General features: G+C 69.0%; 23 protein-coding genes and 1 pseudogene. 15 read left to right on the top strand and 9 right to left on the bottom strand.

Annotated features, from left to right (window positions below; genetic code table 11):
* Nucleotides 1-9: 9 nt before the first annotated feature.
* The 5 genes from AC0685_RS07370 (at nucleotide 10) to AC0685_RS07350 (ending at nucleotide 7,027) form a co-directional block, all read left to right on the top strand.
* Nucleotides 10-2,706 (top strand): MMPL family transporter, encoded by a 2,697-nt coding sequence (locus AC0685_RS07370; protein WP_478224787.1) that lies wholly within the window; start codon nucleotides 10-12, stop codon nucleotides 2,704-2,706.
* The gene (locus tag AC0685_RS07365; protein WP_478224786.1) at nucleotides 2,706-4,766 is read left to right on the top strand and encodes a YhgE/Pip family protein; all 2,061 of its coding nucleotides are present in this window, start codon (nucleotides 2,706-2,708) and stop codon (nucleotides 4,764-4,766) included. Before AC0685_RS07370 ends, AC0685_RS07365 begins: the two co-directional genes overlap by 1 nt.
* 252 nt (nucleotides 4,767-5,018) lie before the next feature.
* On the top strand, nucleotides 5,019-5,852 hold the full coding sequence (locus tag AC0685_RS07360; RefSeq protein ID WP_478224785.1) for a class I SAM-dependent methyltransferase: 834 nt from the start codon (nucleotides 5,019-5,021) through the stop codon (nucleotides 5,850-5,852).
* Nucleotides 5,852-6,463, top strand: coding sequence for a TetR/AcrR family transcriptional regulator (locus tag AC0685_RS07355; protein WP_478224784.1), 612 nt, complete (start codon nucleotides 5,852-5,854; stop codon nucleotides 6,461-6,463). Before AC0685_RS07360 ends, AC0685_RS07355 begins: the two co-directional genes overlap by 1 nt.
* Before the next feature lie 102 nt (nucleotides 6,464-6,565).
* Entirely contained in the window at nucleotides 6,566-7,027 is a 462-nt protein-coding gene (locus AC0685_RS07350) for an ATP-binding protein (protein WP_340685645.1), read from the top strand.
* 6 nt (nucleotides 7,028-7,033) lie between these two features.
* On the opposite strand, the gene AC0685_RS07345 is transcribed toward AC0685_RS07350, so the two are convergent.
* Both AC0685_RS07345 and AC0685_RS07340 read right to left on the bottom strand, forming a co-directional pair.
* Complete coding sequence (locus AC0685_RS07345; protein WP_478224783.1) at nucleotides 7,034-8,389, bottom strand: MFS transporter; 1,356 nt, start codon at nucleotides 8,387-8,389, stop codon at nucleotides 7,034-7,036.
* An 89-nt stretch (nucleotides 8,390-8,478) separates the two neighbouring features.
* A complete protein-coding gene (locus AC0685_RS07340) occupies nucleotides 8,479-9,081 on the bottom strand; it encodes a TetR/AcrR family transcriptional regulator (RefSeq protein ID WP_478224782.1) in 603 nt (200 codons plus the stop codon).
* Nucleotides 9,082-9,169: 88 nt separating this feature from the next.
* On the opposite strand from AC0685_RS07340, the gene AC0685_RS07335 reads away from it, so the two are divergent.
* Nucleotides 9,170-10,219, top strand: coding sequence for an NAD(P)-dependent alcohol dehydrogenase (locus AC0685_RS07335; protein WP_478224781.1), 1,050 nt, complete (start codon nucleotides 9,170-9,172; stop codon nucleotides 10,217-10,219).
* Nucleotides 10,220-10,289: 70 nt separating this feature from the next.
* Here the strand turns inward: AC0685_RS07335 and AC0685_RS07330 are convergent, their stop codons facing one another.
* Together AC0685_RS07330 and AC0685_RS07325 are read right to left on the bottom strand one after the other, a co-directional pair.
* Entirely contained in the window at nucleotides 10,290-11,159 is an 870-nt protein-coding gene (locus AC0685_RS07330; protein WP_478224780.1) for a lysostaphin resistance A-like protein, read from the bottom strand.
* A 52-nt stretch (nucleotides 11,160-11,211) separates the two neighbouring features.
* Entirely contained in the window at nucleotides 11,212-11,781 is a 570-nt protein-coding gene (locus tag AC0685_RS07325) for a TetR/AcrR family transcriptional regulator (protein ID WP_378443468.1), read from the bottom strand.
* A gap of 74 nt (nucleotides 11,782-11,855) precedes the next feature.
* On the opposite strand from AC0685_RS07325, the gene AC0685_RS07320 reads away from it, so the two are divergent.
* Nucleotides 11,856-13,595 (top strand): ABC transporter ATP-binding protein, encoded by a 1,740-nt coding sequence (locus AC0685_RS07320; RefSeq protein ID WP_478224779.1) that lies wholly within the window; start codon nucleotides 11,856-11,858, stop codon nucleotides 13,593-13,595.
* 6 nt (nucleotides 13,596-13,601) lie between these two features.
* Here the strand turns inward: AC0685_RS07320 and AC0685_RS07315 are convergent, their stop codons facing one another.
* Nucleotides 13,602-14,357, bottom strand: coding sequence for a sigma-70 family RNA polymerase sigma factor (locus AC0685_RS07315; protein ID WP_478224778.1), 756 nt, complete (start codon nucleotides 14,355-14,357; stop codon nucleotides 13,602-13,604).
* 88 nt (nucleotides 14,358-14,445) lie between these two features.
* On the opposite strand from AC0685_RS07315, the gene AC0685_RS07310 reads away from it, so the two are divergent.
* The 6 genes from AC0685_RS07310 (at nucleotide 14,446) to AC0685_RS07285 (ending at nucleotide 20,043) form a co-directional block, all read left to right on the top strand.
* Nucleotides 14,446-15,126, top strand: coding sequence for a TetR/AcrR family transcriptional regulator (locus AC0685_RS07310; RefSeq protein WP_478224777.1), 681 nt, complete (start codon nucleotides 14,446-14,448; stop codon nucleotides 15,124-15,126).
* A gap of 55 nt (nucleotides 15,127-15,181) precedes the next feature.
* Nucleotides 15,182-15,814 carry a GNAT family N-acetyltransferase gene (locus AC0685_RS07305; protein WP_478224776.1) on the top strand — a complete coding sequence of 211 codons (633 nt, stop codon included), beginning with the start codon at nucleotides 15,182-15,184 and terminating at the stop codon, nucleotides 15,812-15,814.
* Between the two features lie 70 nt (nucleotides 15,815-15,884).
* Nucleotides 15,885-16,916, top strand: a complete 1,032-nt coding sequence (gene tdh, locus AC0685_RS07300; protein WP_478224775.1) for an L-threonine 3-dehydrogenase — start codon at nucleotides 15,885-15,887, stop codon at nucleotides 16,914-16,916.
* Nucleotides 16,916-18,097: a glycine C-acetyltransferase gene (locus AC0685_RS07295; RefSeq protein ID WP_478224774.1), complete on the top strand. Its 1,182-nt coding sequence runs from the start codon at nucleotides 16,916-16,918 to the stop codon at nucleotides 18,095-18,097. The genes tdh and AC0685_RS07295 overlap by 1 nt, the downstream gene beginning before the upstream one ends.
* Complete coding sequence (locus AC0685_RS07290) at nucleotides 18,094-19,008, top strand: LysR family transcriptional regulator (RefSeq protein ID WP_478224773.1); 915 nt, start codon at nucleotides 18,094-18,096, stop codon at nucleotides 19,006-19,008. The genes AC0685_RS07295 and AC0685_RS07290 overlap by 4 nt, the downstream gene beginning before the upstream one ends.
* Before the next feature lie 39 nt (nucleotides 19,009-19,047).
* Nucleotides 19,048-20,043: a TerC/Alx family metal homeostasis membrane protein gene (locus AC0685_RS07285; RefSeq protein ID WP_478224772.1), complete on the top strand. Its 996-nt coding sequence runs from the start codon at nucleotides 19,048-19,050 to the stop codon at nucleotides 20,041-20,043.
* Here the strand turns inward: AC0685_RS07285 and AC0685_RS07280 are convergent.
* The gene (locus AC0685_RS07280; protein WP_478224771.1) at nucleotides 20,040-20,603 is read right to left on the bottom strand and encodes a TetR/AcrR family transcriptional regulator; all 564 of its coding nucleotides are present in this window, start codon (nucleotides 20,601-20,603) and stop codon (nucleotides 20,040-20,042) included. The genes AC0685_RS07285 and AC0685_RS07280 overlap by 4 nt on opposite strands.
* An 81-nt stretch (nucleotides 20,604-20,684) precedes the next feature.
* Between AC0685_RS07280 and AC0685_RS07275 the strand changes: the two genes are divergently transcribed.
* Entirely contained in the window at nucleotides 20,685-21,737 is a 1,053-nt protein-coding gene (locus AC0685_RS07275) for an FAD-dependent oxidoreductase (protein WP_478224770.1), read from the top strand.
* 351 nt (nucleotides 21,738-22,088) lie between these two features.
* Nucleotides 22,089-23,240 (top strand): HNH endonuclease signature motif containing protein, encoded by a 1,152-nt coding sequence (locus AC0685_RS07270; protein ID WP_478224769.1) that lies wholly within the window; start codon nucleotides 22,089-22,091, stop codon nucleotides 23,238-23,240.
* Between the two features lie 568 nt (nucleotides 23,241-23,808).
* On the opposite strand, the pseudogene AC0685_RS07265 reads toward AC0685_RS07270, so the two are convergent.
* From AC0685_RS07265 to AC0685_RS07255, 3 genes and pseudogenes are all read right to left on the bottom strand, one after another.
* Nucleotides 23,809-24,961: pseudogene (locus AC0685_RS07265) on the bottom strand (MFS transporter).
* 64 nt (nucleotides 24,962-25,025) lie between these two features.
* Complete coding sequence (locus AC0685_RS07260) at nucleotides 25,026-25,808, bottom strand: alpha/beta fold hydrolase (RefSeq protein ID WP_478224768.1); 783 nt, start codon at nucleotides 25,806-25,808, stop codon at nucleotides 25,026-25,028.
* The gene (locus AC0685_RS07255; protein WP_478224901.1) at nucleotides 25,805-26,752 is read right to left on the bottom strand and encodes a LysR family transcriptional regulator; all 948 of its coding nucleotides are present in this window, start codon (nucleotides 26,750-26,752) and stop codon (nucleotides 25,805-25,807) included. Before AC0685_RS07255 ends, AC0685_RS07260 begins: the two co-directional genes overlap by 4 nt.
* Between the last annotated feature and the right edge of the window lie 66 nt (nucleotides 26,753-26,818).

Genomic DNA, 26,818 nt, shown 5'->3' with positions numbered 1-26,818 from the left:
GAGCCGATCGTGTCGTCATTCCTCTACCGCCTCGGCAGGCTGGCCGCTCGCGGACGCGTGCTGGTCACCGCGTTATGGCTGGTCATGCTGTGTGTCGCCGGCGGCGCGGCGCTGCTGTTCGGCCAGGGGACCGACGACACGTTCGCGATCCCGGGCTCGGAGTCCCAAGAGGCACTCGACCACCTCGGCCGGGTTTTCCCGCAGGTGAGCGGGACTTCGGCACAGTTGGTCGTGCTCGTTCCCGAAGGGCAGCGGGCGGATGCCGCCGTCGTGCGCGACTCCGTCTCCGCCGCGGTGCCCGAGCTGAGCGGGGCCCCACAGGTCGCGACGGTGGTGAACCCCTTCGACCCGAACGTGCACGACGCGGTATCCAAGGACGGCCGCGCCGCGTTGGTCACCGTGCAGCTCGACGTCGGGCTCGCCGACATCCAGCCGTCGACGAGGACCGCCCTCGCCGGTATCGCGCAGGACCTGGAGAGCCGGATCGGCCACGGCACCGAGGTGCTCACCGGCGGCGACGCGTTCTCCGACAAGGTGCCGAAGCTCAGCCCCACCGAGGGGATCGGTCTCGTCATCGCGCTCGTGGTGCTGCTGATGGTGTTCGGTTCGTTCATCGCGGCCGGAATGCCTTTGCTGACGGCGATCCTCGGCGTCGGGGTCTCGGTGGCGCTGGTCTACGCGGCGACCTCGGTGGCGACCGTGTCCTCCACGGCGCCGATGCTCGCGGTCATGCTCGGGCTCGCCGTCGGCATCGACTACGCGCTCTTCCTGCTCTCCCGGCACCGGGATCAGCTCGCCGAGGGACTCGAAGTCGAAGAGTCCATCGCGAGGGCGACCGCCACCGCGGGATCCGCGGTCATCTTCGCCGGGCTCACCGTGGTGATCGCCCTGCTGGGCCTGTTCGTCGCGGGGATCCCGTTCCTGACCACGATGGGTGTCGCGGCGGCGGGCGGTGTCGCCGTCGCGGTGATCGTGGCCATCACGCTGATCCCCGCGCTGCTGGCGTTCGCCGGCGAGCGGTTGCGGCCCAAGAAACCGCGCAAGGCACGGAAGACCAAGAAGAAGCCGCGTTTCAGCCTCCGCTGGGTCCGGCTCGCCACGAAATCGCCGTGGGTGACGATCGCGCTGATCGTCGGGGTGCTCGCGGTCGCGTCGGCGCCCGCGCTGGATCTCCGGCTCGCCTTGCCGGACAACGGAACCGACGAGGACGGCACGCCTGCCCGCGTCGCCTACGACGTCGTCGCCGAGCATTTCGGGCCCGGCTTCAACGGCCCGCTGGTCGTCACCGCGGACATCCTGTCGACCACCGACCCGATCGGGATCACCAACGGTATCGCCGACGACATCCGCGGGGTGCCCGGCGTCGCCGTCGTCCCGCTCGCCACGCCGAACCCCAAGGGTGACACCGCCATCATCCAGGTCGTGCCGACGACCGGCGCGTACGACGAGGCGACCGACGACCTCGTCGAACGACTGCGCGCGATGGAAGGGCAGTTCAAGGAGCGGTACGGCGTGCAGACCGCGGTCACCGGGTTCACCGCGGTCGGCATCGACGTGTCCACGCAGCTCGGCGACGCGTTGCTGCCGTTCGGCATCCTGGTCGTCGGGCTTTCGCTGGTGCTGCTGGCGATGGTGTTCCGCTCGATCCTCGTCCCGCTCAAAGCCACCTTCGGGTACCTGCTGTCGATCGGCGCCGCGTTCGGCGCCACGTCGTTCGTGTTCGGGCAAGGACATCTGGCCGAGGCGCTCGGGGTGACCCGCACCGGCAGTGTGATCAGCTTCCTGCCGATCATCCTGATGGGTGTCCTTTTCGGACTCGCCATGGACTACGAAGTGTTCCTGGTGTCCCGGATCCGCGAGGACTACGTCCACCACGGCGACGCGCACAAGGCGATCGAGACGGGGTTCGTGTCCGCGTCGAGGGTCGTGACCGCGGCGGCGGTGATCATGCTGGGCGTGTTCGCCGCGTTCGTGCCCGACGGCAGCGCCACGATCAAACCGATCGCGTTCAGCCTCGCCGTCGGGGTGTTCGTGGACGCCTTCCTCGTGCGGATGACCCTCGTCCCGGCGATCCTCGCGCTGCTGGGCCCGCGCGCCTGGGGGCTGCCGCCGTGGCTGGACCGCAAACTCCCGGTGTTCGACGCCGAGGGCGACGGTCTCGTCCACGAACTGCGGCTCGCCGACTGGCCCGCGCCCGGCTCGGCCGAAGTGATCAGCGCCGCCGGTCTCCGCGTCGACGACGACCGCGGGCGCACCGTCTTCCGCGACGTCGAACTGCACCTCGGCCCGGGGGAGATCCTCGCCGTGCACGGTTCCGGCCCGGCGGGCAAGAGCGCCCTGCTCTACGCGCTGGCCGGCCGTGTCCCGCACGTTCGCGGTGACCTGAAGGTCCTCGGCCGGGTGCTGCCACAGCACGCGCACGCGGTCCGGCGGAAAGTCGCTTTCATCGCCTGCGAGGAGACCGACGACCCGGCCGGGGAGGTCCGCCGCGCGCTCGACGACGGCGTCGGCCTCGTCTTCCTCGACGACCTGGACACCGTCGTCGCCACCGCGCAGCGCGCCGGGTTGCGAGCGGCGTTCGCGAGCAGGGCCGCGACGTTCGCCGTGTCCTGCCAGAGCCTCGCGATCGTGCGGGATCTGCTGCCCACCACCGCCGTCGCGGGCCTCGCCATGGCGCCCGCCCCCGTCCCCGCCGAGGTCCGCTGATGCCCCGCTTCTTCACCGGCTCCGCCCGTGCCGCCGCCTTCGGCCCGCTGACCTGGAAGACCTGGCTCGGGATCGTGCTCGTCCCGGTGATCGTCGCACTCGGTCTGACGTGGGCGTTCTGGTCGCCCGACGGCGACCATGGCGCGGCCAAGGCCGCCGTGGTCAACAACGACGAGCCGGTGACCGTGAACGGCCAGGTGATCCCGCTCGGCCGCGAGCTGGCCGGAAATCTCGTGCATGGCGAGGATTCCGCGTACACCTGGGTGCTCACCGACGCCGAGGACGCGAAGGAAGGCATCTCGGACGGGACGTATTCGGCGGTCGTCACCATCCCGCCGGACTTCTCCGCGCAGGCCACGTCGACGGCCGGGAAGCCGCTCGACGCGAAGCAGGCGATCATGCGCGTCGAGACGTCACAGCGCACCGGCCTCGTCGACCCGGTGGCGAGCCGGGAAGTCGCGAACGCGACGCTCACCGCGCTGAACCGTCAGATCGTCGAGACCTATGTGGACAATCTGTACGTCGGATTCTCGTCGATTCACCAGCAGCTCGTGGCCGCGGCCGACGGCGGCGATCAGCTCGTCGTCGGGCTGCGCCAGTTGTCCGACGGAACCGGGAAACTGGCCGCGGGAGCGGGAGAACTCGCCGGTGGGGCGGGAAAGCTCAGCGGTGCGGCCGGTCAGCTGGCGGACGGCGCCCGTAAGCTCGCGAACGGCACCGGGCAGCTCGCCGACGGCTCCGGACAGTTGTCGTCGGGGCTGACCCAGGCGGAGAAGGACACCGCGCAACTGCCCCGGCTGACCAGAGAACTGGCCGACGGGGCGCAGCAGGTCGCGAACGGCAACAAGCAGCTGGCCGACAAGATCTCGCCGCTGGCGGACAAGGTCGTGCGGATCATCGACGCGCTGCCCACGGCGGGCGATTCGGCGCGGAAGTTCGCCGAGCTGGCGCAGAAATGCGAGCAGGACACCAAGTTCTGCGCCGATCTGAAGGCCGCTTCGGAAAAGCTCACGGCCGATGCCGCGATCCTCGACGGCAAACGCGCCGAGATCCGCGACGCCGTCGTGCAGACGAAGAAGGCGGTGCAAGACCTTTCGGCGGGCTCCCAGAAGGTCGCCGACGGCAACAAGCAGCTCGCGGACAGGTCGAAGGACCTCGCCGGCGGCATCGGCACCGCGGCCGCCGGTGCGCGGAAACTCGACGCCGGCGTCAAGGCCGCCGACTCGGGTGCGCGGCAGCTCGCCGACGGGTCCGGTCAGCTCGCCGGTGGCGCGACCACCCTGTCGACCGGCGCGGGTGAACTCGCCACCGGTGCCCGCACCGCCGCCGATGGCGCCGAGCGCGCCGAATCCGGCGCGTCCGAGTTGGCCAAGGGCCTCAACGACGGCCGGGGCAAGGTGCCCGACTACACCCAGGCCGAACGCGATCACCTCAAACAGGTCGCCGCCACGCCCGCGATCGCCGACACGGCGGGCTCGGGAACGTTCGGCGAAGGCGTGGTGGCGCTGATCCTCGTGCTGGCGCTGTGGGTGTGCGCGCTGGCGACGTACCAGGTGATCCAGGCGGTGCCGCCGAGCGTGCTCACCACCCGCGAACCGAGCTGGCGGATCATCCTCGCCGCGGCCGTCCCCGGTGCGACGCTGGCGGTGCTGACCGCCTTGATCCTGACCGGGGTGTTCTGGGCGTTCCTCGGCCTGAGTTTCGGAAAGGCCGTGACCCTGCTGGTGCTCCTTGTCCTCGCGGCGGGGACGTTCACCGTGGTGAACCAAGCGCTGGTGGCGATCTTCAAACGCCCTGGCCGTTTCGCCGCCCTCGCGATTCTCGTGCTCACTGTCGGCGCTTCGCTGATTTCGACCGTGCCCGGCTTCTTCGGGACCGTGCTGGGGATCCTGCCGACCAACGGCGCGCTGGTCGCGCTGCGATCGCTGCTGACGGGGACGGACGGCCTGGCGTCGGGGATCGTGCAGCTGGTGGTGTGGCTGGGAATCGGGACGCTGGCGATGATCCTGGTGACGGACCGGCGGCGCTCCTTGCCGGGCAGGGAGCTTCGGCTGGCGTAGGCCGTCATTACCGGCGCCCGTGCCCGCCTTCATGTACTCGGCAAGGTGTGAAGGTCGAGTTTCCTCGGCTGAGCCGAGGGAAGGGGGCCTTCACGCGCAGCCGCTGACCCGAATCGCCGCTCACGACCCCTGTGCCGAGACGCCACTCAGCCTTACCCCTACCCCGTATGTGCCGCTTGACGAGCGAACCAGACCTCCTCCAGTATGAACACGTGTTCATGAACGCACGTTCATAACGGAGGAGGTTCTGGTATGTCCGGCATCGTCAACACCGCGCAGTCGGAGGCGTGGAACGGGTACGAGGGACGGCACTGGGCCGAGCACGACGAGCGCTACGACGCGGTGAACAGCGGGTTCAACGAATTCCTGTTCGACGCCGCCGGAATCGGCGAGCGCGACCGGGTGCTCGACATCGGCTGCGGCAACGGGCAGGTCACCCGGCTCGCCGCCGTCCGCGCTCCGCTCGGGGGCGCGACCGGGATCGACCTGTCCGCGCCGATGCTCGCCACGGCGCGGGCGCGCGCGGAGGCCGAAGGTGTCGCGAACGTGGTGTTCGAGCAGGGCGACGTCCAGGTCTTCCCGTTCGGGGACGGGGTTTTCGACGTCGCGCTCAGCCGGTTCGCGGTGACGTTCTTCGCCGATCCGGTCGCCGCTTTCGCGAACGTCCGCCGGGCGCTGAAACCGGGCGGCAGGCTCGCCTTTCTGTGCATGACCGCGCTCGCCGGAACCGATCTCGGTGCGGTTTTCGGCGCACTGGCGCCGTTTCTGCCGACCCCGACCGGCGAGGACGGCACGGGCCCGACGGCGTTCGCAGACCCGGCGCGGGTTCGCTCGGTGCTGACCGGCGCCGGGTTCCGCGATGTCGCCTGCGACCGTGTCGAGGCGGACCAGGTGTGGGGAAGGGATGTTCCCGACGCGGCCGGGTTCATCGCGGACTGGGGGCCGGTCAAGTACCACCTCGATCTGGCCGGCGCCGAAGCGGCGAAGCGGGCGCGGGAGGCGCTTTCGGTCGCGCTGCGGCCCTTCGAGGGTTCCGGCGGTGTCCGGTTGCGCGGCGCCGCCTGGCTGGTCAGGGCGAAATCCTGATGTCACCGCGAAAAGCGGCCGCCCTGCGCCGGGCGGAAGACGGCCGGAGCCTGCGCGAGCACCTGATCGGCACCGCCGCGGACCTGATTTCCGCGCAAGGCACCGCGGAACTCACGGTGCGGGCGATCGCGCGTGCGGCTGAAGTCGCCGATGGCGTGCTGTACAACCATTTCGCCGACAAGGAGGAGTTGCTCGCCGACGCATTGGCCGAACACGTACGGAGAGTAGAAGCCGGACTCGGCGAGCTGCCCGAGCCCGGTTCGGCTACGGTCGAGGCCAATCTCCGTGCCCAGCTGGCGTACGGGTTGGCTCTGCACAAGGAGATCCTGCCCGCGTTCGCCGGGCTGCTGGCCCGTCCCGTCGTGCTCGCGCGGTTCGGGGAACGGACAGGCGACGGCGAGACCTGGCGCGATCGTCTCGCCGGATACCTGCGGGCGGAAAGGGAACTGGGCAGGCTGGACGGCGATGTCGGCGCGGCGGCGGCGATGCTGGTCGGTGTCTGCCACGAAACAGTGCTCTCCGCTCTGCTTCCGCACGGCCCCTCGGTGACCGGTTCACCGGAGGTGGAAGCCGTGGTCAAGACGGTGCTGGAGGGTATCGCGGCCCGATGATCGGAGTGTCGGGTCCGACACGGGTTGATCGGCGGGCGTTCTGGGTAACCCGGATGTGCGACTTCAGCAGGGAGGCCGCGCGCGACGGGGAAGGGTGGCTCCATGATCAGTATCGCGGAGCATCCGGTGCCGGGAACCTGGGTGCTTGACCTGCGAGCCACGACGCCACGGGCGTTGCCGGACATGCGTGCCTGGGTGGTCAGATGCCTTCCCGATCTCGGCGAGAAGCATCTCGACGACGTCCTGCTGGCGGCGACGGAACTCGTCGCCAACGCGTACGTGCACGGGGGTGGCGCGCGCCACATCCAGTTGTGGCGTGGCGTGACACCCTGCGCGGTGCGCATCGAGGTCGCGGACGTCAGTGTCGAGCAACCCCGGGCGCGGTGTTCGCAGATCGAGGATCCCCGCGGCCGCGGGCTGCTCGTCGTCGACGGGGTGGCGGTGCAGTGGGGCGTCCGGCGCGAGCCGGTGCGGGGCGGGAAGATCGTCTGGGCGCACATCCGGTGCGACGGCCGTTGTCCGGAAGCGCCCCCGCGCGTGCGCACGAGGCGCTCCCGGAACTGACCGGACTCAGGCCGCGCGGCGTGCGGTGAGCAGGCCGACCGCGGAGATGGCCGCGAAGCCGAACAACAGCCACCTCGCCGACGTGACCACCGAAGTGCCGCCGAAGTTGACCAGCAGACCGGCGACCGCCGCGCCGAACGCGGTCGACATCGTCAGGATCGTCGCGATCGCGGCCGCCGCCTGCCCGCCCTCGCCGTCCGGGGCGGAGGTCATCGCCGCGACGGACAGATGAGGCATCGCGATGCCGATTCCGGTGCCACCGAGGAAGAGCACCGGCAGCCAGGCGAGTACGACGGGTAGCGACGGCTGCTCGGTCTGCAGCAGCCCCAGCAGCGCGAACCCGGCGGCGAGACAGACGGGCCCGGCCGGCACGAGCCGCCGTGTCTTGCGCGACGAAGCGCTGGCGAGCTGGCTCACCGACCAGCCCAAGGACAGCGCGGCGGCGAAGAATCCCGCCGCCGCGGGCGGAAGCCCGCCCAGCCGCTGGCCGAACAGCGGCAAGAACGTCTCCACCGCGACACCGGACGCCAGCACCATGATGGTCAGGTAGATCCACCGCAGCCGTGAGCCCCGCCGGTACACCGAACCGGGCAGGACACTGGCCGCCGCACGGTTTTCCGTCACCAGGAACGCGCCAACGAGTGCGAGACCCAGCGCGATGAAGGCCGCCATCGCGAGGACGTCGGACAGGATCCCGGCCACGCTCACCGCCCCGGCGGAGCCGACGATCAGGGCCAGCGAAGCGACCGGGACCGGCGGCGACTGTGCCGGGGGTCCGACGGCGGGAAGCGCCCGGGGCACGAAGATCGCCAGCACTCCCGCGGCCACGGCGAGGATCGCGAACGCCGACCGCCATGAACCGAACTGTGCCGAGAAACCGCCGAGCGCGGGGCCCGCGAAGTTCCCCACCCCGAACATCGCGGAGATCAGGGCGCTGCCCCGGCTCCACAGCCGTGGCGGTAACGCCGAATGGATCAGGGCGAAGCCCAGCCCGGTCAGCAGGCCGGCGCCGAGTCCCTGTGCCCCGCGGCCGATCAGGAGGACCGGCATCGACGGGCTCGCCGCGCACAGGACCGAGCCCGCGGCGAAGACACCGAAACCGAGCAGATAGGAAGCCTTGCCGCCGAAGCGGGACAGGGCCCGGGCCACCAGCATGGTCGCGACTACCTGGGCGACCAGGAACGCCGTCATGGTCCAGGCGTACAGCGGCCGCCCGCCGATGTCCTGGACGGCGGTCGGCAGGAGGCTCGCCGCCACGTAGATGGTGATCGCGCCGACGAGCACACCACCCGCCAATACCGCCGCGGTGCTCGTATGGCGGCCCAGTTCCCGCCACGATCCGACTTCTTGCCCGGTGCTCACGCGGTTCTCCTTGTTGTCGAAAGGATTGCGCTTCGCATCCTGTCGGCGCGGGGAGCCCCGGTAATCGGACAAATCAGACGTGAAACAGGTCACATTTTCGCGCGGCCTTCGATGGCGGCGCGGGCGGCCTCTACCGACTTCCGGACGACGACTTCCGTGGAGTAGCCCTGTTTCGTGAAGACGCCATCGAGATAGAACGTGCCGTAGCCGTGCGCCTGCGTGAACAGCTGCTCCATCAGTTCGAGCCCGTCCTGCGGCCGGTCCGCGACGGTCAGGCAGAGCATGACGAACTGGTCGGTCAGGCGGCGGGTCTGCTCGTGCAGGGTGGCGTGCTCGGGACCCTGGAGGCCGTCCGAGTAGATGATGTTCATCCCTGCCCGGCGTTCGATGAGGTATTCCGTGTACGCGCCGGCGGCCGCGGCGAGTGCGGCGACGGGGTCGCTCTCGGCCTCGATGGCTTCTTGCACCCTGTCGGCCAGCTGGCAGGCGACGGTGGCCGCGATCGCGGCCAGCAGGCTCTCCTTGTCCGGGAAGTGTCGATAGGGCGCCCCCGGGCTGACTTTCGCGCGCCTGGCGACCTCGGCGACCGAGAACGCGCCGAGCCCCTGTTCGGCGATCAGGTCCAGCGAGACCCGCACGAGTTCGGCGCGGAGGTCGCCGTGATGGTACTTGCCGCCCATGTCGTGGATCACACCGTCCCGGTCGCGGAATATGTAAGAGCCCTCTTACGCTCGTTGTAAGTGACCTCTTACATGGTCTCACTGTTTCTCGGAGGGTTTCATGACGACGACCACGCACGCCATCGCCGCGCCGTCCCCGGGCGCCGCTCTGTCGCCGACGACGATCGAGCGTCGCGACCTGCGTCCGGACGACGTGCTGATCGACATCGCGTACGCGGGGATCTGCCACAGCGACATCCACCAGGTGAAGGAGGACTGGGGCAGCGCGATCTTCCCGATGGTCCCCGGTCACGAGATCGCCGGCGTCGTCGCGGCGGTCGGCTCCGGTGTGACGAAGTACCGGGTCGGCGACCGCGTCGGGGTCGGCTGCATGGTCGATTCCTGTGGCGAGTGCGAATACTGTCTCGCGGGCACCGAGCAGTTCTGCGTCAAGGGGAACATCCAGACGTACAACGGTGTCGGGTTCGACGGCGAGAACACCTACGGCGGTTACAGCAGGCAGATCGTCGTGAAGGACGCCTTCGTTTGCCGTATCCCGGAAGGGATCGGCCTCGACGTCGCCGCTCCGCTGCTGTGCGCGGGCATCACCACCTACTCCCCGCTGAACCGCTGGGGCGCCGGGCCGGGCAAGAAGGTCGCCGTCGTCGGCCTCGGCGGGCTCGGCCACATGGCGGTCAAGATCGCGGTCGCCATGGGCGCCGAGGTCACCGTGCTCAGCCAGAGCCTGAAGAAGCAGGAAGACGGCCTGAAGCTGGGTGCGAAGGACTACTTCGCGACCGGTGACGCGTCGACGTTCAAGACGCTGCGCGGCCGTTTCGACCTGATCCTCAACACCGTTTCCGCGACGCTGCCCGTCGATTCCTACCTCGGCATGCTGCGGGTCGGCGGGGCGATGGTGAACGTCGGTGCGCCCGGCGAACCGTTGTCCTACAACGCCTTCTCGCTGCTCGGCGGGAACAGGGTGCTCGCCGGTTCGATGATCGGCGGAATCGCCGAGACCCAGGAGATGCTCGACTTCTGCGCCGAGCACGGGATCGGCGCGGAGATCGAGACGATCTCGGCCGACCAGGTGAACGTGGCCTACGACCGGGTCGAGAACAGCGACGTCCGGTACCGGTTCGTCATCGACGCGGCGACCATCGGCGCCTGATCCGCCCAACCGGCTCGTGAGTGGTAAGGACGGTTCTAACCGTCCTTACCACTCACGAGTGGCCGCGGGCTCACATCAGCAACAGGGGCAGGGTGTTCATCGCCGTGTGCGCGGCGATCGGCGCCCACAGGTTGCGGTAGCGCGACCACAGATAGCCGGCGAACAGGCCGAAGAACCCTTGGAAGGCCACGATCGCGCCCAGGGTGAGCGGGAGTGAGCCCTGTCCGTGCGTCGGCAGGTGCAACCAGGCGAACAACAGGGCCGACAGCAGGATTCCCGGCCACCGCCCGAAAAGCGCCTCCAGCCGGGTCTGCAGCATGCCGCGGAAGAAGACCTCTTCGAGGACGTTCGCGGTGAAGAAGGTCAGCGTGGCGCCGACGGCCAGGTACACCGGATCCGGGTAGTCCTCCGCGGTGGGGAGCGGCGGCGCGAGCGGGCCGAGGACGGAGAGCCAGCCGAACACGAGCACCGCCGGAATCGGCGCGAGCCATCGCCAGGTCTGCCGGGGCAGCCACGTCAGCCGGAACGGATCGGGTTCCCCTCGCGTACGCAGGAGAAGCAGCGGCAGCACCAAGAACACGAACGGCTTGGCGAGCGCCCAGATGTCGCGGACCAGCGCCTGTTGACCCGCGGCCGAAACCAGGAACAACGCCGGCGGCCACAGGAAAGCGATGAGCGCCAAGGCCGTCGCCTGCTTCCGGAGTCTGCCCCGGTCGGTCGCGTCGGGGAGCAGTTTCGGCGCGTGGAGCGGGATCCCGTGGGTCAGCAGCATCCCGGCCAGCGCCGGAATCAGGGCTCCGGCAAGGGAAAGCGCCTTGTCCGAATCCGCGGACGGCTTGATCGTGCCGTGCCCGGTCGCCAGCAGCAGCGCGGGTGCGGCCACGAACACCGCGAGCCCGCCGAAGAGGATTCCCCAGGCGCGTACCGGTTTTTCTGTCACCGGGACAGGATCTTCGAAGCCGCGCGAGTCCGCGTCATCACTTCGGAGGACTTCAGCCAACCGCGATGACCTTTTCCAGGCTGCGCAGGCACAACGTGAGCGCCTCGTGCTTCGGCGTCTTCTCGCGCACCAGTTCCCACGCCGTGTAGAGCAGGCTCCAGAGCAGTTGCAGCAACCACTCCTTCGTCATCGCCGGATCGATCGAGCCCTCGGCGTGCCCGCGTTCGATGAGCCGCAGCAGGCGACGGTCGTCGTCGCTCTCCTCCGCCCATTCCGGCCGGGTCACCAGATCCGGCATGGTGAACAGCAACTGGAAGATGTCGGCGTGCTCGAAGTACTCCTGGCACAGCCGGGCGAGCACCGCCGGGACCGGGCCGTCGTCGAGCCGGGCCCGTTCGGTGCTCTGGGAGATCTTGTCCAGCGCGTCGTGACTGATGGCGTCGATCAGGTCCGAACGCTCCGCGAAGTACCGGTGCACCGTGGTGCGCCCGACGTTCGCCGCCGCCGCGATGTCGGCCAGCGTGGCGCTCGGTTGCTTGGTCAACGTCTCGATGGCCGCGTCCAGGATCGCGCGCCGGGTCCTCGCCCGGACACCCGTCTCGGTGACCACACCCTCACTCATGGCCGGTACCGTACCTCGCTCCCGATATGGAACTCGTTTGACGATTTTAGAACACTCGTGTTCCATTGAGAACCATGAACACTCCACGATTGAAGGTGCTGTGGTCGTTCGCGCGACCGCACAAGGGGGCACTGGCGATCGGCCTGCTACTCGCCCTGCTCGGTTCGGCGGCCGGTCTCGCCACCCCCATGGTCACGAAGTGGGTGCTCGACTCACTCGGTTCGTCGGCGTCGCTGGCGGGCCCCGTGCTGGCGTTGGCGGGCCTGATGGTGGTCGGCGCGGTGATCTGGCTGGGGCAATGGATCCTGCTCGGCACCGTCGGCGAGCGGGTGGTGCTGAAGGCGCGGGAATCGATGGTGCGGCGGTTCTTCCGCGCGACGATCCCGGCGATCACGAAGCGGCCGACGGGGGAATTGATCACCCGCGTCACCTCGGACACGGTGCTCCTGCGCGAGGCGGCGTCGTCCAGCGTGATCGGCCTGATCAACGGCGTGGTGATGCTCGTCGGCACCCTGGTGCTGATGAGCGTGCTCGACCCGGTGCTGCTGGCGACGACGGTGGCGGCCGTGCTCGTGGTGATCGCGTTGTTCACGTGGCTCATGCCGGCCATCGCGAAGGAACAGGAGAAGGCGCAGGACCGCGTAGGCCGTCTCGGCGGCGTCCTCGAAGGCGCGCTGCGGGCGATCCGCACGGTGAAGGCCAGCCGCGCCGAAGCCCGGCAGTCCGAGCGGATCCTGGTCGACGCGGAAGCCGCCGCCGCGCACGGTGTCCGCGCGGTGCGGCGGGAGGCCGTCGCCTGGGTGGTGGCCTGGACGGGGATCCAGGCCGCAACGCTGGTGATCCTCGGCCTCGGCGCCTGGCGGGTCGGCGCGGGCCTGCTCGAGGTGTCGAGCCTCATCGCGTTCCTGCTGTACGCGTTCGCGCTGATGGAGCCGATCACCGAACTGAGCCAGAACATGACCGCGTTGCAGGCGGGGATCGCCGCGGCCGGGCGGATCCGGGAGATGGACGCGCTCGAGGTGGAAGAGGACCGGGCGCCCGCCCGGACGGAGCCGTCGGGCGAGCAGGGCGGCCCGGTACTGGAACTGCGCGGGGTGACCGCGGGCTACGGCGGCGACCCGGCGCTGCGGCAAGTGTCGCTGAAGATCCCGAGGCGCGGGCACACCGCGATCGTCGGGCCGTCCGGCGCGGGCAAGACCACGATGCTGTCGCTGATCATGCGGTTCGTGCGGCCGGAGTCGGGTTCACTGCTGCTGGACGGACGCGAGTACGCGGACCTGCCGTACGCGGATGTGCGGACCCGGCTGGCCTACGTCGAGCAGGAGACGCCGATCGTGCCGGGGACGATCCGGGAGAACCTGCTCTTCACCCACCCCGACGCGACCGAGGAAGAGGTGCGGCGGGCGCTCGAAGAGGTCCGGCTGAGCGACAAGATCGCCGCGCTCGACGACGGACTGGACACGCCGCTTTCGTCGACCTCGGTATCCGGCGGGGAACGGCAGCGGATCGCGCTGGCCAGGGCGATCCTGCGCACGCCGGACGTGGTGCTGCTGGACGAGGCGACCGCGCAGGTCGACGGCCGGACCGAGAGCGCGATCCACGACTGCATCCGGCGGCTGGCCCGCGAGGGCACCGTGGTCACCGTGGCGCACCGGCTGTCCACGGTGATCGACGCGGACACCATCGTGGTGATGGAGGAAGGCCGCGTCCGGGCGAGCGGTAGTCATGAGCACCTGCTCGCCACCGACACGCTGTACCGGGAGCTGGTGGAGGCGCTGCGGATCGCGGGGGAGGGCGCCCCTGTCCCCGGCTGATCGGGTTCAGGCGGAGACGGCGCGGACACCCGGCGGCATCTCGCGGTTGATCTCGTCGAGCCGGGTGGCGACGGTGCGGCAGGATTCGCAGCCCGCCAGATGCGCGGCGATCAGGTCCGCCCGGCGGCCCGGCACACCGCCGCGGAGCCACGCGCCCATCCGGCGCCGCGCCTCCTGGCAGCACGGCGTTCCCGTTTCGGGGACCTGCGCCTGCAAGAAGGCCTGTCGGAGTCCTTCGCGGGCACGCAGGGCCAGGACGGAGGCGCCGTTGGGCGAGACTCCCAACAGCGGAGCGACCACCTTCGGCGAGTCGCCTTCGGCTTCGGTCCGCCAAAGCACTGTCCGCCAGCGGCCCGGGAGTGCGCAATAGGCGGTCCAGGCCAGCCGGGCGTTCGAGCGGAGGATGAGGAGTTCCTCCGCGCCGATCGTCCCGGCGGCCTCTTCGACCGCCGGGGTCGTGCCGTACAGCTCGACCCGCTTGTGGTGGTGGCTCCATTTGGCCGCGAGATTCCGGATGGTGACCGCGAGATAGGGGCGGAGGTTCTCCCGCGGGCCGCCGCCGTCGCGGATGACGCTCAGGACCCGCACGAAGGCTTCGGCCACGAGGTCGTCCCGTTCGGCGGGCTCGGAGACCCAGCCCGCGGCGATCCGGCGCAGCGGCTCGGCGTGCCGCCGGAAAAGGGTCTCGCCGGCGGCGATGTCACCGGCGCGGAAGGCGTCGAGCAGCGTTGCGTCCGCCGTGGTGTCGACGTCTTCCCTCATCGCGGTCTCCCGGACGGGCCGATCTGCATACCCGAAGTAACGGGTACGGCAGTGTACCGGTTAACCGGCCGCCGATAAACTCCGGGGGATGACGCCTGAAGCCGACGCGCCGAGGCCGGACGGCCGCGCGGCGCGCTGGGCGGGACAGCGTGAGCGCCGTCGACGGGAGTTCGTCGACGCGGCGCTGCGCGCGATCGCCGCGCACGGTCCGGAGGTCTCCACCGAGCAGATCGCCGACGAGGCGGGGGTGGCGAGAACCCGGGTGTACAAGCATTTCGACGATGCCGCCGACCTGCAGCGCGCGATCGCCGACCGCGCCGTCCGCCTCATCACCGCCGAACTGGCCCCGCTGTGGGACCCCAGCGGGACTCCGATGCAGCTGATCACCATCGCGGTGGGCGCGCATACCGGCTGGCTCGCCGAACACGGGAACCTCTACCGCTATCTCGCCAGGCATTCCCAGGCCGGGCGGCGCGGCGACGCCATCACCGACGTCAAAACGGCGATCGCCCGGCAGCTCACCATCCTGTTCGAGCACTACCTCGACACCTTCGACCTCGACGGCCGGATCGCCGAACCGCTCGCCTTCGGGCTGGTCGGCCTCGTCGACGCGAGTGCCGCGCGCTGGCTGGAGAACCCGGGTGGCATCGAGTTGCCGGAGCTCGCGGCCCTGCTGGTGCGATGGATCTGGCGGGTCATCGACGACACGCTCCGTGAACGCGGGATCGAACTCGATCCCCACTCGCCGCTGCTGGTGCCGGGTACCTGAGCGCTCAGGATGTGGAAGCGGGAATGAAAGCCCGCCGTCCGCTGTCGGAGCGGTCATGGTCACCCCTTTCGACGACCCGGCCTGGGCTTCGCTGACCGGGCCGCACGCCCACTTCGCGGAGCGCTTCGGACAGGTGCTGCGCTATCAGGTCGACGTCGCGCCCTTCTACGCCCTGCCGCCCGAGCCGGACGACGGCATGTGGGTTGATGTCGCCGTGCTGGCGGGTCCCGGCCAGACGGTCACCGTCCACAACGCGCTGCCCGTCCCGGTGGACTGGGAAGTCCTCGGCAGGATCGCCGGAGTCCGGCTGGTCGACGTCGCGCTCGAAGCCGCCGAAGATCCCGAAGCCGTCGTACTGGGGCCGGACGACGTCCCGGAGATGCTCGACTTCGTGGAGCGGACCAAGCCGGGACCGTTCCGGAAACGGACCATCGAATTGGGGACATATCTGGGCATCCGGCGCGACGGCGAGCTGGTCGCGATGGCGGGGGAGCGGATGCACCCACCCGGCTGGACCGAGATCAGCGCGGTCTGCACCGATCCGGCGTATCGCGGCCAAGGGCTGGCGACCCGGCTCATCCGCGCGGCGGCGGCGAACACCTCGGCGATCCGGCTTTACCGGTCGATCGGTTTCGAGGTGGTGCCGCGGCCGGACTTCGTGTCGGTCCGGGTGCCGGGCTCCTTGTGAAGACCCGCTAACGAGGGATTTCAGAAACTCGCGATGGACTGAACAGCACGGGCGGGCCAGACTTCGCGCCATGAAGGCATTGGTCAAAGCCGACCGAGCACCCGGGCTGGAACTCACCGACGTGCCGGACCCCGCCGTCGGCCCCGGCGACGTCGCCGTCCGTGTGCTGCGCGCCGGGATCTGCGGCACCGATCTGCACATCGACTCCTGGGACGACTGGGCGGCGCGCACCATCGCCGCGCCGCTGGTCATCGGGCACGAGTTCGTCGGCGAGGTGGTCGAGATCGGCCGCTCGGTGACGACGGTCAAGGTGGGCGACCTGGTCAGCGGCGAGGGGCACCTGGTCTGCGGAAGCTGCCGCAACTGCAAGGCCGGGCGGCGCCACCTGTGCGCCAGGACCAAGGGCCTCGGCGTGCACACCGACGGCGCGTTCGCGCAGTACGCCGTCCTGCCCGAGCAGAACGCCTGGGTGCACCGCACCAAGGTCGACCTCGACATCGCCGCGATCTTCGACCCGCTCGGCAACGCCGTGCACACCGCGCTGTCCTTCCCCGTCATCGGCGAGGACGTGCTGGTCACCGGCGCCGGCCCGATCGGCATCATGGCCGCCGCCATCGCGCGCCACGCGGGCGCGCGCAACGTGGTCGTCACCGACGTCAGCGAGCACCGGCTGGAGCTGGCCCGCAAGGTCGGCGTCGATCTCGCGCTGGACGTCTCCTCCGCGACGATCGCCGACGCGCAGAAGCGGCTCGGCATGGCCGAGGGCTTCGACGTCGGTATGGAGATGAGCGGGCGGCCCGAGGCGCTGCGCGACATGATCGCGAACATGTCGCACGGCGGGCGCGTGGCACTGCTCGGCCTCCCCGCTTCCGACGTGTCGGTCGACATCGCGTCCGTGGTGCTCAAGATGATCCAGCTCAAGGGGATCTACGGGCGCGAGATGTTCGAGACGTGGTACTCGATGTCCGTCCTGCTGCAGGCCGGGCTGGACATCTCGCCGGTGATCACCCACCGGTTCGGCTACACCGAACACGAGAAGGCGTTCGCGACGGCCAGGGAAGGCCGCTGCGGCAAGGTCATTCTGGACTGGACGGAGAACTGATGTACGGCGCGATGCGCGACGACCTCAAGGCCGGGCTCGCCGAGATCCGGGAAGCCGGGCTGTACAAGGGCGAGCGGGTGATCCAGGGACCGCAACGGGCTTCGGTCAGCGTCGGCGACGGCGACGTCCTCAACTTCTGCGCCAACAACTACCTCGGCCTCGCCGACCACCCCAAGCTGATCAAGGCCGCGCAAGAGGCGCTGGACCGCTGGGGCTTCGGCATGGCGTCGGTGCGGTTCATCTGCGGGACCCAGCAGCCGCACAAGGAGCTCGAAGCGAAGCTGTCGGAGTTCCTCGGCACCGAGGACACGATCCTCTACAGCTCCTGTTTCGACGCCAACGCGGGGCTCTTCGAGACGCTGCTGACGGACCAGGACGTCATCATCTCCGACGAGCTCAACCACGCGTCGATCATCGACGGCGTCCGGCTGTGCAAGGCGAAGCGGATGCGCTACCGCAACCGTGACGTCGCGGATCTGGAAGCCCGGCTCAAGGAGGCGTCCGGCGCGCGGTACCGGATGATCGCCACGGACGGCGTGTTCTCGATGGACGGCTATCTAGCGCCGCTCGACGAGATCTGTGAGCTGGCCGAGCGCTACGACGCGCTGGTGATGGTCGACGACTCGCACGCCGTCGGTTTCACCGGGCCGACCGGTCGCGGCACGCCCGAGCTGTTCGGCGTCCAGGACAAGGTCGACGTGCTGACCGGCACCCTCGGCAAGGCGCTGGGCGGCGCGAGCGGCGGTTACACCTCGGGTCGTGCGGAAATCGTCGAGATGCTCCGGCAGCGTTCGCGGCCGTACCTGTTCTCGAACTCGCTGGCGCCGTCGATCACCGCGGCCGCGCTCGCCACGCTGGAGCTGCTGGACGAGTCGGGTGAACTGCTGGGCAAGCTGCGCGCCAACACGGAGCTGTTCCGGCGACGGATGACCGAGGCCGGTTTCGACCTGCTCCCGGGCGAGCACCCGATCATCCCGGTGATGATCGGCGACGCCGCCAAGGCGGGCAAGATGGCGGATCTGCTGCTCGACCAGGGCATCTACGTGATCGGGTTCTCCTACCCGGTGGTGCCGCACGGCAAGGCCCGGATCCGGACGCAGATGTCGGCGGCGCACTCGGCCGACGACGTCAACCGGGCCGTCGACGCGTTCGTGACGGCAAGGTCCATGATGGACGAATGATCGATCCGCGACGGCTGCGCGTACTGCGCGCCCTCGCCGACCACGGCACCGTGACGGCGGCGGGCCAGGCGCTGCACCTGACGCCGTCCGCGGTCTCCCAGCAGCTGGCCGCACTCGAAGCCGAGTGCGGCCAGCAGCTGCTTCGCCGCCGGGGCAGGCGGGTTTCGCTGACCCCGGCGGGTGAACTGATGGTGGTGCACGCCAACGCCGTCGCCGCCGAACTGGAACGGGCGCGGGCGACGCTGGCCGCGCTCGATTCCGGCGTACAGGGCCTGGTGCGGCTGGCGAGTTTCGCCTCCGCCATCACGATGGTCGTGGCGCCGGCGATCGCCTCGCTGCGTGCCGGGTCGCCAGGGGTCACCATGCAGGTGCAGGACGTCGAGGGGCACGCGAGCATCCCGCTGCTGCTCGACGGCGAGGTCGATCTGGCGATCACCGAGGAGTATCGGCTCTCGCCACGGACGGATGAAAGCAGGCTCACCCGGTTCCCCCTGTACGTGGAGCCCTTCGACGTCGTGCTGCCCACAGCGCACCGGCTCGCGGAAGCGTCCGAAGTGGACATCGACGAACTCGCCGACGACGAGTGGATCGCGCCGAAACCCGGAAATCCGTGCCGTGACGTGCTGATGATCGTCTGCGCCAACCCGGCGATCCGGCACGTGTCCGACGACTTCCACGCGATCACCACCCTGGTCGCCGCGGGCGAGGGCGTGGCACTGGTGCCGCGCAACGCTTTCGCCGCCGTGCCCGGCGCTGTCGCCGTCCCGTTGCGCGGCGAGCCGCCGCTGCGCCGCGTGTTCGCCGCCGTCCGGCGGGGGAGCGCGGACCACCCGCTGCTCAAGACCGTGCTCGCCGCGCTGCTGGACGCGGCGCCTGGCCATGCGAATGCGGACCGGGGTGGTCGCACTTAGGATCTTGGCACTTGCCGTCAACGGAAAGACAGGGTGCGGATGCTCCAGATCGATGGCCTCACCTGGATCGTCACGATCGGGCTGGTGCTCGGGCTCCTGGCACTCGATCTCGTCCTCGCGGCGGTGCGCCCGCACAAGGTCGGCTTCGGCGAGGCGGTGGCCTGGTCGATCGGCTACATCCTGGTCGCGGTGGCGTTCGGTGTCTGGCTGACGCTCGCGCACGGTGGCGACTTCGGGCAGCAGTACTTCGCGGGTTACATCGTCGAGAAGAGCTTGTCCGTCGACAATCTCTTCGTCTTCGTGATCATCATGAGCACCTTCGCGGTACCCGAGGAACATCAGCACAAGGTGCTCACGTTCGGCATCGTCGTCGCGCTGATCATGCGCGCGATCTTCATCGCGCTCGGCGCCACGCTGCTTTCCTTGTTCTCCTTCATGTTCCTGCTGTTCGGGCTGTTGCTGATCTATACCGGCATCCAGCTGTTCCGGCATCGCGACGAGGATCCGGACGTCGAGAACAACGTGGTGGTGCGGTCCGCGCGCCGTCTCCTGCCGCTGTCCACCGAATACGACGGCGGCAAGCTGCTCACTCGCCTGGACGGGAAACGGGTGGGCACGCCGCTGGTCGTGGTGCTGCTCGCGATCGGCGGGATCGATCTGCTGTTCGCGCTGGACTCGATCCCCGCCGTCTTCGGCGTCACCGACGAGCCGTACCTGGTCTTCGCGGCCAACGCTTTCGCCCTCCTGGGCCTGCGGGCGCTGTACTTCCTGGTGAAGGGCCTGCTCGACCGTCTGGTGTACCTGTCCGCCGGGCTCGCGGTGATCCTCGGATTCATCGGGATCAAGCTGATCCTGCACTGGGCACACGTCGACATCGACGAGAGCGTTCCGGAGATCTCGACGCCGGTCAGCCTCGCGGTGATCATCGGCATCCTCGTGGTGGTGACGGTGGCGAGTCTGCTCAAGACTCGCAAGGATCCCTCCGCCAAGGCGCATCCGGGCTCGTTGCGCGGCTCCCGCCCCGAAGAGGACTAGCGCCAGCCGCGTTCGAGGAGGTCGAAGATCCTCTCGACGTCCTCCCGCGGATCCGGGCGGCCCCTGGTGAGCGCCGGGATGTCCAGCACGAAACGCGCGAGCGCGCGGCAGGCGATGTCGTCGAAGCCCACGCCGGTCTCTTCGGCGATGGCGGCGCCGAGGGCCGCGGCGTGCCGGGTCCACATACGCTCGCCGTACTCCTGCAGCGCAGGGGTGCCGTTCACCAGCGCGGTGAACTCGGCGTACTGGGGATGCGTCGTGATCGGAAGCCACGTCGCGAGCACGTACTCGCGCAGTCCCTCGACGATGCTCTGGCCCTTTTCGCGCTCCCGGACGGCGGCGACCAAGCGTGCTTCGCGGTCCTGCGACTCGTCGAAGACCAGCGCCTCCTTGCCGGGGAAGTGCTTGAACAGCGTCGTCGTCGAGACGTCGGCCGCCTCGGCGATGTCGCGGATGCTCACCTGGTCGTAGCCCCGCTCCAGGAACAACTTCAGCGCGGCGTCCGCCAGCGCTTGGCGGGTGGCCGCCTTCTTGCGTTCACGCCGTCCTGGTGTCTCCATGAGCGCACCCTACCGCATGAGTTGTCACGGTCAATAAGTTGCCTCATTGCACTTTTTAACTCGTTCTGCTTTTCTGGGCTTATGACGATCAGCATCATCGGAGCGGGCCCTGGTGGGTTGACCTGCGCCCGCATCCTGCAGAAACACGGCGTCCCCGTGACGGTCTACGACCGCGATCCGCATCCCCGGGCCCGCAACCAGGGCGGCACCCTCGACCTCCACGCGGACGACGGGCAGCTGGCCCTGCGTGAAGCCGGCCTGCTCGACGAGTTCTTCGCCCTCGCCCGCCCGGAAGGGCAGGAGATGCGCAAACTGGATCCCGCCGGACGTCTCCTGGAGCATCACGTTCCTGCCGAAGGGGAGATGTTCAAACCGGAGATCGACCGCGGTCAGCTGCGCGGCCTCCTGCTCGACTCGCTGGAGCCGGGCACCGTCCACTGGGGACGGACCCTGGATCGGGTCGAGGCTCCCGGGCGCTTGCTGTTCACGGACGGAACGGCGGTCGAGACGGATCTGGTCATCGGTGCCGACGGCGCGTGGTCACGGGTCCGCCCGGCGGTTTCGGCCGCCGTGCCCGAATACGCCGGGATCACCTTCCTGGAGGCGTGGTTCGACGACGTCGAGAACGCGCACCCCGAACTCGCCGAACTCGTCGGCAAGGGCAGCGCGATGGCGGCCGACGGCGAGCGGTGCCTTTTCGCCCAGCGCAACAGCGGGGACCACATCCGGGTCTACATCATCCAGCGGCTGCCCGCGGACTGGATCGGGACGACCTCGGATGTCCGCGGCCGGCTGCTCGAGGAGTTTTCCGACTGGTCGCCGTCGATGCTGCGGATGATCACCGACAACGACGGGCCGTACGTCGATCGCCCGTTGTATGTCCTGCCCGTTCCGCACATGTGGGAGCACACGTCATGGGTGACCTTGCTCGGCGATGCCGCTCACCTGATGCCGCCGCTCGGTGTCGGCGTCAATCTGGCCATGGTCGACGCTTGTGAACTCGCCCTCGCGCTGGCTGGTTCTGCCTCTGTCGGCGAGGGTGTTGCTCTTTACGAGAAGACCATGTTGCCGCGATCGGAGGAAGTCGCGCGGCGGTTGGAGAACGGTGCTCAGGGGTTGCTCGATGTCGATTAGTGCTGGTGTGTAAGGGAAAACTCCTGGGTTTGGGAACTTTCGATCGGTTGGCGTTCTTATGGTTGCTTCCTGAGGGTCACGCCCGAGAACGCTTGGGGGCGAACACTTTCGGTTCATGTCGGCCGGGTCGGCGCTGCTGCTCTTCGTGGGGATATCCTGTTGTCGAAGCCCGGAGATTCGTGCGGCGGTTGGAGATTAACGTTGTCGCTTAACGGAAACTCTCGCCGGTCCGAAATTGTCGGTGGTCGGTTGTAGCTTCTGTGTGTGGACACGCGCAACGCCACTGTGGCGCTACTCAAGGAAATCACTGCTTCTGATGTGTTGAAGGAGGTCAATGCGGCGCTGGATTCTATGGAGGATAAGGATGCTGTCGACGCCGCCGTCGCGGCCTCGGAGGGGATCGCGCGGTTGGAAGCGGTCCGGTTCCGCGCGCTCGCGCAGCTGAACCGGCACCGTGGCGGGGCGTCGAGTGTGGTACAGGAGGTCGCGTTCACTCTGTCCGTTGTGGATGGTCACGCAGGTGCCTTGGTGTCCACGGCGGCGGCGTTGACCACCCGCCTGCCCCGCACACTCGGGCTGCTGGACCGTGGGCAGGTGGGTGGCTACGGGGCGATGAAGGTCGCCACCGCGACCGCGTGGCTGTCGGATGAGGACGCGCGCGCGGTGGACGAGGTACTGGAGGACCGGCTGCCCGGCCGGAACTCCGAGCAGATCCGGAAGGCGGCGAATCACGCGGCGGTGATGGCCGACCGTGACGGTGCTGCTCGACGCGCGGAGCGACATCGTGGCGGGCGTCGGTTGTCGATCCGGCACGGCGAGACGGGGGTCGCCTCGATCGAGGTCGAAGACGGCCCGGTCGAGAAGGTGGCCGCCGCGTACACGCGGATCGATCGTGAGGCACGCGCCCTCAAGACCGGCGGGGAGACCCGCACCCTGGATCAACTGCGCGCCGACGTCGCCTTGGACCTGCTGTTGGGTGGGCAGGGAGGGAAGCGGGAACGGTGCGAGGTGTTCCTCTACCTGGACTTGAACACCTACCTGGGGATCAACGAGGACCCCGCCGAACTGGCCGGCCACGGCCACATCCCCGCCTCACTGGCCCGGCAGATCGCGTCCGGGCCGGACACGGTCCTGCGGCGGATCATCACCGACCCGCTCTCGGGGCAGGTCCTGGATTTGGGTCGGGACCGGTATCGGCCGACGGCGGGGTTGGGTGAGTTCGTGCGGGTACGGGACCGGGAATGCCGAAGACCGGGCTGCCACCGTGTCGCCCAGGCCTGCGACCTCGACCATTCGGTGCCGTGGCAGCACGGTGGCCACACGAGTGATACTGAGCTGGTCGATCTGTGCCGCCGCGACCACCGCCTCAAGGACGAACCCGGTTGGGTCTATCGGCTGGCCGAGGACGGCACCCTCACCGTCACCACACCTACGGGGCACAGGTACGACAGCACGCCACCACCACTGCACGAACCCCGCACCGAGGAACCACCACCGTTCTGAACCGTCGCCGAAAAACGGCAACGTGTACACAACGAGCGGCGCCGGGCCTGGTCGCCGAAATACGACGACGGTTGAGCGCGCGGACGGGACTCCGTACGGATCGGTGCCACGGCAACTGTCGCTGTGGTACTCACGCTTCCAGCTGGGGAGTCGCTGTGACCGCTCGTCGCCGGAATTCGGCAACGCACGGGCCGCGGGGGCGAGATTCCGCGAGAATCGGCGCGATGCCGACTGTCCTGCGGGACCCATAGCGTCGCAACTCTCCAGCTGAGGAACCCTGCAACTGCCGTCGCCGGAATTCGGCCACGGCCTGTTCGGGCGGCGGCTTCCCGTGCAGATTTGCGGAACAGTGCGCTGCCGCAAACCCCAGTCGCTCCTGCGTCTCTTGCGGAGATCTGTGGCCCATTGCCGGAATTCGGCTACGGCTCATCGCAAGAGGCGAGACTCCCTACTCGCCCCCGAAACGGCAACCGTCGTCGCTGCGGTACCCATCCCGCCGCGAGCACCCCGGCAGTGTTCCCACTCAAGGGTTCGCGGAACGGTGACCGCGGAAGCCCTACCAAACCGCCTACCTCACAACAGAATCCCGTGCAGGCACCACGTCGATCTCCAGAGAAGAGTCACGCGAAGGTTCCCGCACCACCAGAGTCGCCACGAAGGTCAGCGCGATCGGTTCCGAGAGTCCGCCGAAGACCGCGGTCGCCAGGGCGTGCGGCAGTCCGACTCCCAGCGCGCGGACGTTGGTGGGGAACATCTCCGCCTTGATGATGGCCGACAAAGCGGTGTAGCCGCTGAGGAAGACCATGGCGGTGATCATGAGCAGGAAGGCGACCCACGGATTCCCTGTCCTGCCCACGAGCGTCATGATCGGGACGGTCAGCAGCATGCCGCCGACGGAGAAGCCGAACATGACCGGGCGGCGGCCCCATCGGTCGGAAAGGGCGCCGGCGACGGGCTGCATGAAGATGAACAGGAACAGGGCGGCGAAACCGATGAGTGAGGCGGTCGGCTTGGGGATTCCCGCCGTGTTCACCATGTACTTCTGCAGGTAGCTGGTGAAGGTGTAGAACGCCACCGTGCCGCCGCGGGAAGGCGAGCCGGCAGTTGCGGTGCGCTGGAAGTGCTCCGATTCCACCATGCTTCGGCGGAGGTACATCACCACAAGCCCGGCGAGCGCGCCGAGCACGAACGGGACCCGCCAGCCCCACGCGTACATCTGCGCTTCGGTGAGCAGCGACTGCATCACGATCATCACCAGCAGGGCCGAAAGCTGCCCGACGGTGATCGAGACGTACTGGAAGCTCGAGTAGAACCCGCGTCGCCGCGGAGTGGCGATCTCGGACAGGTAGGTCGCGCTCGAACCGAACTCGCCGCCCACCGAGAGACCTTGCGCGAGCCTGGCGACCACGAGGATCACGGGCGCGAGGATACCGATCGACGAATAGCCGGGAGTAAGAGCGATGGCCAGCGAGCCGAAGCTCATCAGCGTCACGGACGGGGGCAGCGCGGCCCGGCGGCCGAACTTGTCCGCGTAGAGGCTGGGCCGTCAGATTTCCTTCGGGGAAGAAGCTGGCCGCGAAGTAGATGCTGAACGAGGCGTAGACGAACCAGTCGTACCACTCGACCAGGTTGCCGAGGCAGCCGCGGACCACGTTCGCGACGACGCCGGGTTTCTTGTGCGGCAAGGGAAGCTCCTTCGCTCCGGGAGCGCCGACCATCATGAGCTGTGATCCCTGCGGTTGAGAAATAGAAATCTGCGATGGGCACGTACCCGGTCGGCATGGTCTACCCGAGGAAGTCGCTCACCAGCTCGCTCGATTCGGGACGGCACTCGTCGAAGTAGGCGTGGCGCGCCCCGGCGAAGAGATGCATCCGCGCGTCGGGGATCCGCTCCGTCAACAGCGGCGCGTTCGCCACGGGTGCGAGCAGATCGTCGTCACCGTGCAGGACCAGCGTGGGCGCGGTGATCTCGGGAAGCACATCCCAGGCGTCGTGCGTGTTGCTCGCGACCAGATGTCCGCGCACCGCGTGCGGCGGCATGCCGTGCGCGCCCAGCACCCGGTACGGACCGGGATTGGCCGCTCGCCAGACGGGTGTGTACATCAGGTTCTCCAGCGTCTCCCGTGCTTCCAGGGAAGACCGCCGGGCCAAGGCCAACCGCACGTCGTTCGACCGCTCGACACCGTGCGTGCCACCGGGCGAGGTGCAGCCGAGCACGAGCCGCCGTACCCGATCGGGATACCGCGCGGCGACCCACTGGGCGACGCGGCCACCCATCGAGGTGCCGTAGACATCGGCTTCACCGACTCCGAGTTCGTCGAGGACCGCGATCACGTCGTCCGCGAAACCCGTTGTGGAATAAGCGGAATCAGGTGCGTCGCTGCCACCTGTACCGCGGTAGTCCATGGTGATCGTGCTCGGGAAGTCTTCGCGCGTGCGATCCCACCACGTGTGGTCGTTCGCCTGCCCGGCCAGCAGCACGAGCGGCCTGCCCGTGCCGTGCCACTGATAGGCCAGCCGGGTGCCGTCGGCGGCGACGGCGTGGCCGGTGCGGGGGAGCGTGCTCATTCTTCTCCTGTTCGGTCTTCCCAGAGCCGTGCCGAGGGCCAGTCGCCCTCCCGCACGGTCCGGTGGATCTGCCGGACCAGCGCCCGCGCGACGGCGTCGACGGCGGGTGTGACGCGCCCCGTCCTGGGCGTACCGAGGACGACGGTGCGCCAGACCTCCGGTTCGCACACCGGAGCCGCGCTCAGGGTTCCGTCCGCGACGTCCGCCGCGATGCCGATGCCGGGCAGGATCGTCCAGCCGTGCCCGCCGAGCACGAGGCGTTTCTGCAGTGTCATGGCGTTGGTCTGCACGGTGACCTCCGCCTCGGCGCCCGCCTCGCGGGCCGCGCCGTCGATGAGGGTGCGCAGCGCGTGCCCCTCGGAGGGCATCACCAGCGGATGCGCGGCCACTTCGGCGAACGGGACGGGCTGTGCGGGATCGAGCCCGGCCGACGGGGGAGCGACCGCCCACAGCCGTTCGCGGACCAGCGGACGGACGTTGAGCGACGGTGTACTGGTCAGGTTGTGGAGCAGGCTCAGGTCGACGTCGCCGTCGTCGATCCACCGCTGGAGATGCCCGGAGTACGCGGTGAGCAGCCGCAGTTCGATCCCCGGATGCTCGCGGAACACGTCCGTGGTGAGCGGCGCGGCGAGCCGTTCGGCGGCGCTCTCCAGCAGGCCGACCGTGACGATCCCGGTGACCACCCCGGGTTTCGGGGCCAGCTCGGCACGGGCCCGGTCGAGTTCGGTGAGCGCCCGCCGGGCACGTTCGACGAGTGTCGCGCCCGCCTCGGTGGGGCGCATCCCGTGGCGGGTCCGCTCGAACAACGGCACCCCGAGTTCCTGTTCCAGGGTGCGGATCTGCCGGGTGACGGCGGGCTGGACCAGGTGCAGCAACTCGGCCGCGCGGGTCACGCTGCCGACCTCGGCGACCGTCACCAACGCCTTGAGCTGCTTGAAATCCACCTTCACCCCTGCTCATCGCGGTCCGGTATGCGGCCATCATGATTCGGTATTTCACATACCGTCTCA

The sequence above is a fragment of the Amycolatopsis sp. NPDC043889 genome (assembly GCF_056435645.1).
Note: the sequence above shows the minus strand (reverse complement) of the source record. Positions and strands in the feature narration are given on the sequence as shown.

What these genes read in the sequence shown, in the direction of transcription:
- AC0685_RS07365 (WP_478224786.1), top strand. Translation starts at nt 2,706, where the DNA reads ATGCCCCGCTTCTTCACCGGCTCCGCCCGTGCCGCCGCCTTCGGCCCG.
- AC0685_RS07360 (WP_478224785.1), top strand. Translation starts at nt 5,019, where the DNA reads ATGTCCGGCATCGTCAACACCGCGCAGTCGGAGGCGTGGAACGGGTAC.
- AC0685_RS07355 (WP_478224784.1), top strand. Translation starts at nt 5,852, where the DNA reads ATGTCACCGCGAAAAGCGGCCGCCCTGCGCCGGGCGGAAGACGGCCGG.
- AC0685_RS07350 (WP_340685645.1), top strand. Translation starts at nt 6,566, where the DNA reads ATGATCAGTATCGCGGAGCATCCGGTGCCGGGAACCTGGGTGCTTGAC.
- AC0685_RS07335 (WP_478224781.1), top strand. Translation starts at nt 9,170, where the DNA reads ATGACGACGACCACGCACGCCATCGCCGCGCCGTCCCCGGGCGCCGCT.
- AC0685_RS07325 (WP_378443468.1), bottom strand. Translation starts at nt 11,781, where the DNA reads ATGAGTGAGGGTGTGGTCACCGAGACGGGTGTCCGGGCGAGGACCCGG.
- AC0685_RS07320 (WP_478224779.1), top strand. Translation starts at nt 11,856, where the DNA reads ATGAACACTCCACGATTGAAGGTGCTGTGGTCGTTCGCGCGACCGCAC.
- AC0685_RS07315 (WP_478224778.1), bottom strand. Translation starts at nt 14,357, where the DNA reads ATGAGGGAAGACGTCGACACCACGGCGGACGCAACGCTGCTCGACGCC.
- AC0685_RS07310 (WP_478224777.1), top strand. Translation starts at nt 14,446, where the DNA reads ATGACGCCTGAAGCCGACGCGCCGAGGCCGGACGGCCGCGCGGCGCGC.
- AC0685_RS07305 (WP_478224776.1), top strand. Translation starts at nt 15,182, where the DNA reads ATGGTCACCCCTTTCGACGACCCGGCCTGGGCTTCGCTGACCGGGCCG.
- tdh (WP_478224775.1), top strand. Translation starts at nt 15,885, where the DNA reads ATGAAGGCATTGGTCAAAGCCGACCGAGCACCCGGGCTGGAACTCACC.
- AC0685_RS07295 (WP_478224774.1), top strand. Translation starts at nt 16,916, where the DNA reads ATGTACGGCGCGATGCGCGACGACCTCAAGGCCGGGCTCGCCGAGATC.
- AC0685_RS07290 (WP_478224773.1), top strand. Translation starts at nt 18,094, where the DNA reads ATGATCGATCCGCGACGGCTGCGCGTACTGCGCGCCCTCGCCGACCAC.
- AC0685_RS07285 (WP_478224772.1), top strand. Translation starts at nt 19,048, where the DNA reads ATGCTCCAGATCGATGGCCTCACCTGGATCGTCACGATCGGGCTGGTG.
- AC0685_RS07280 (WP_478224771.1), bottom strand. Translation starts at nt 20,603, where the DNA reads ATGGAGACACCAGGACGGCGTGAACGCAAGAAGGCGGCCACCCGCCAA.
- AC0685_RS07275 (WP_478224770.1), top strand. Translation starts at nt 20,685, where the DNA reads ATGACGATCAGCATCATCGGAGCGGGCCCTGGTGGGTTGACCTGCGCC.
- AC0685_RS07270 (WP_478224769.1), top strand. Translation starts at nt 22,089, where the DNA reads ATGGAGGATAAGGATGCTGTCGACGCCGCCGTCGCGGCCTCGGAGGGG.
- AC0685_RS07260 (WP_478224768.1), bottom strand. Translation starts at nt 25,808, where the DNA reads ATGAGCACGCTCCCCCGCACCGGCCACGCCGTCGCCGCCGACGGCACC.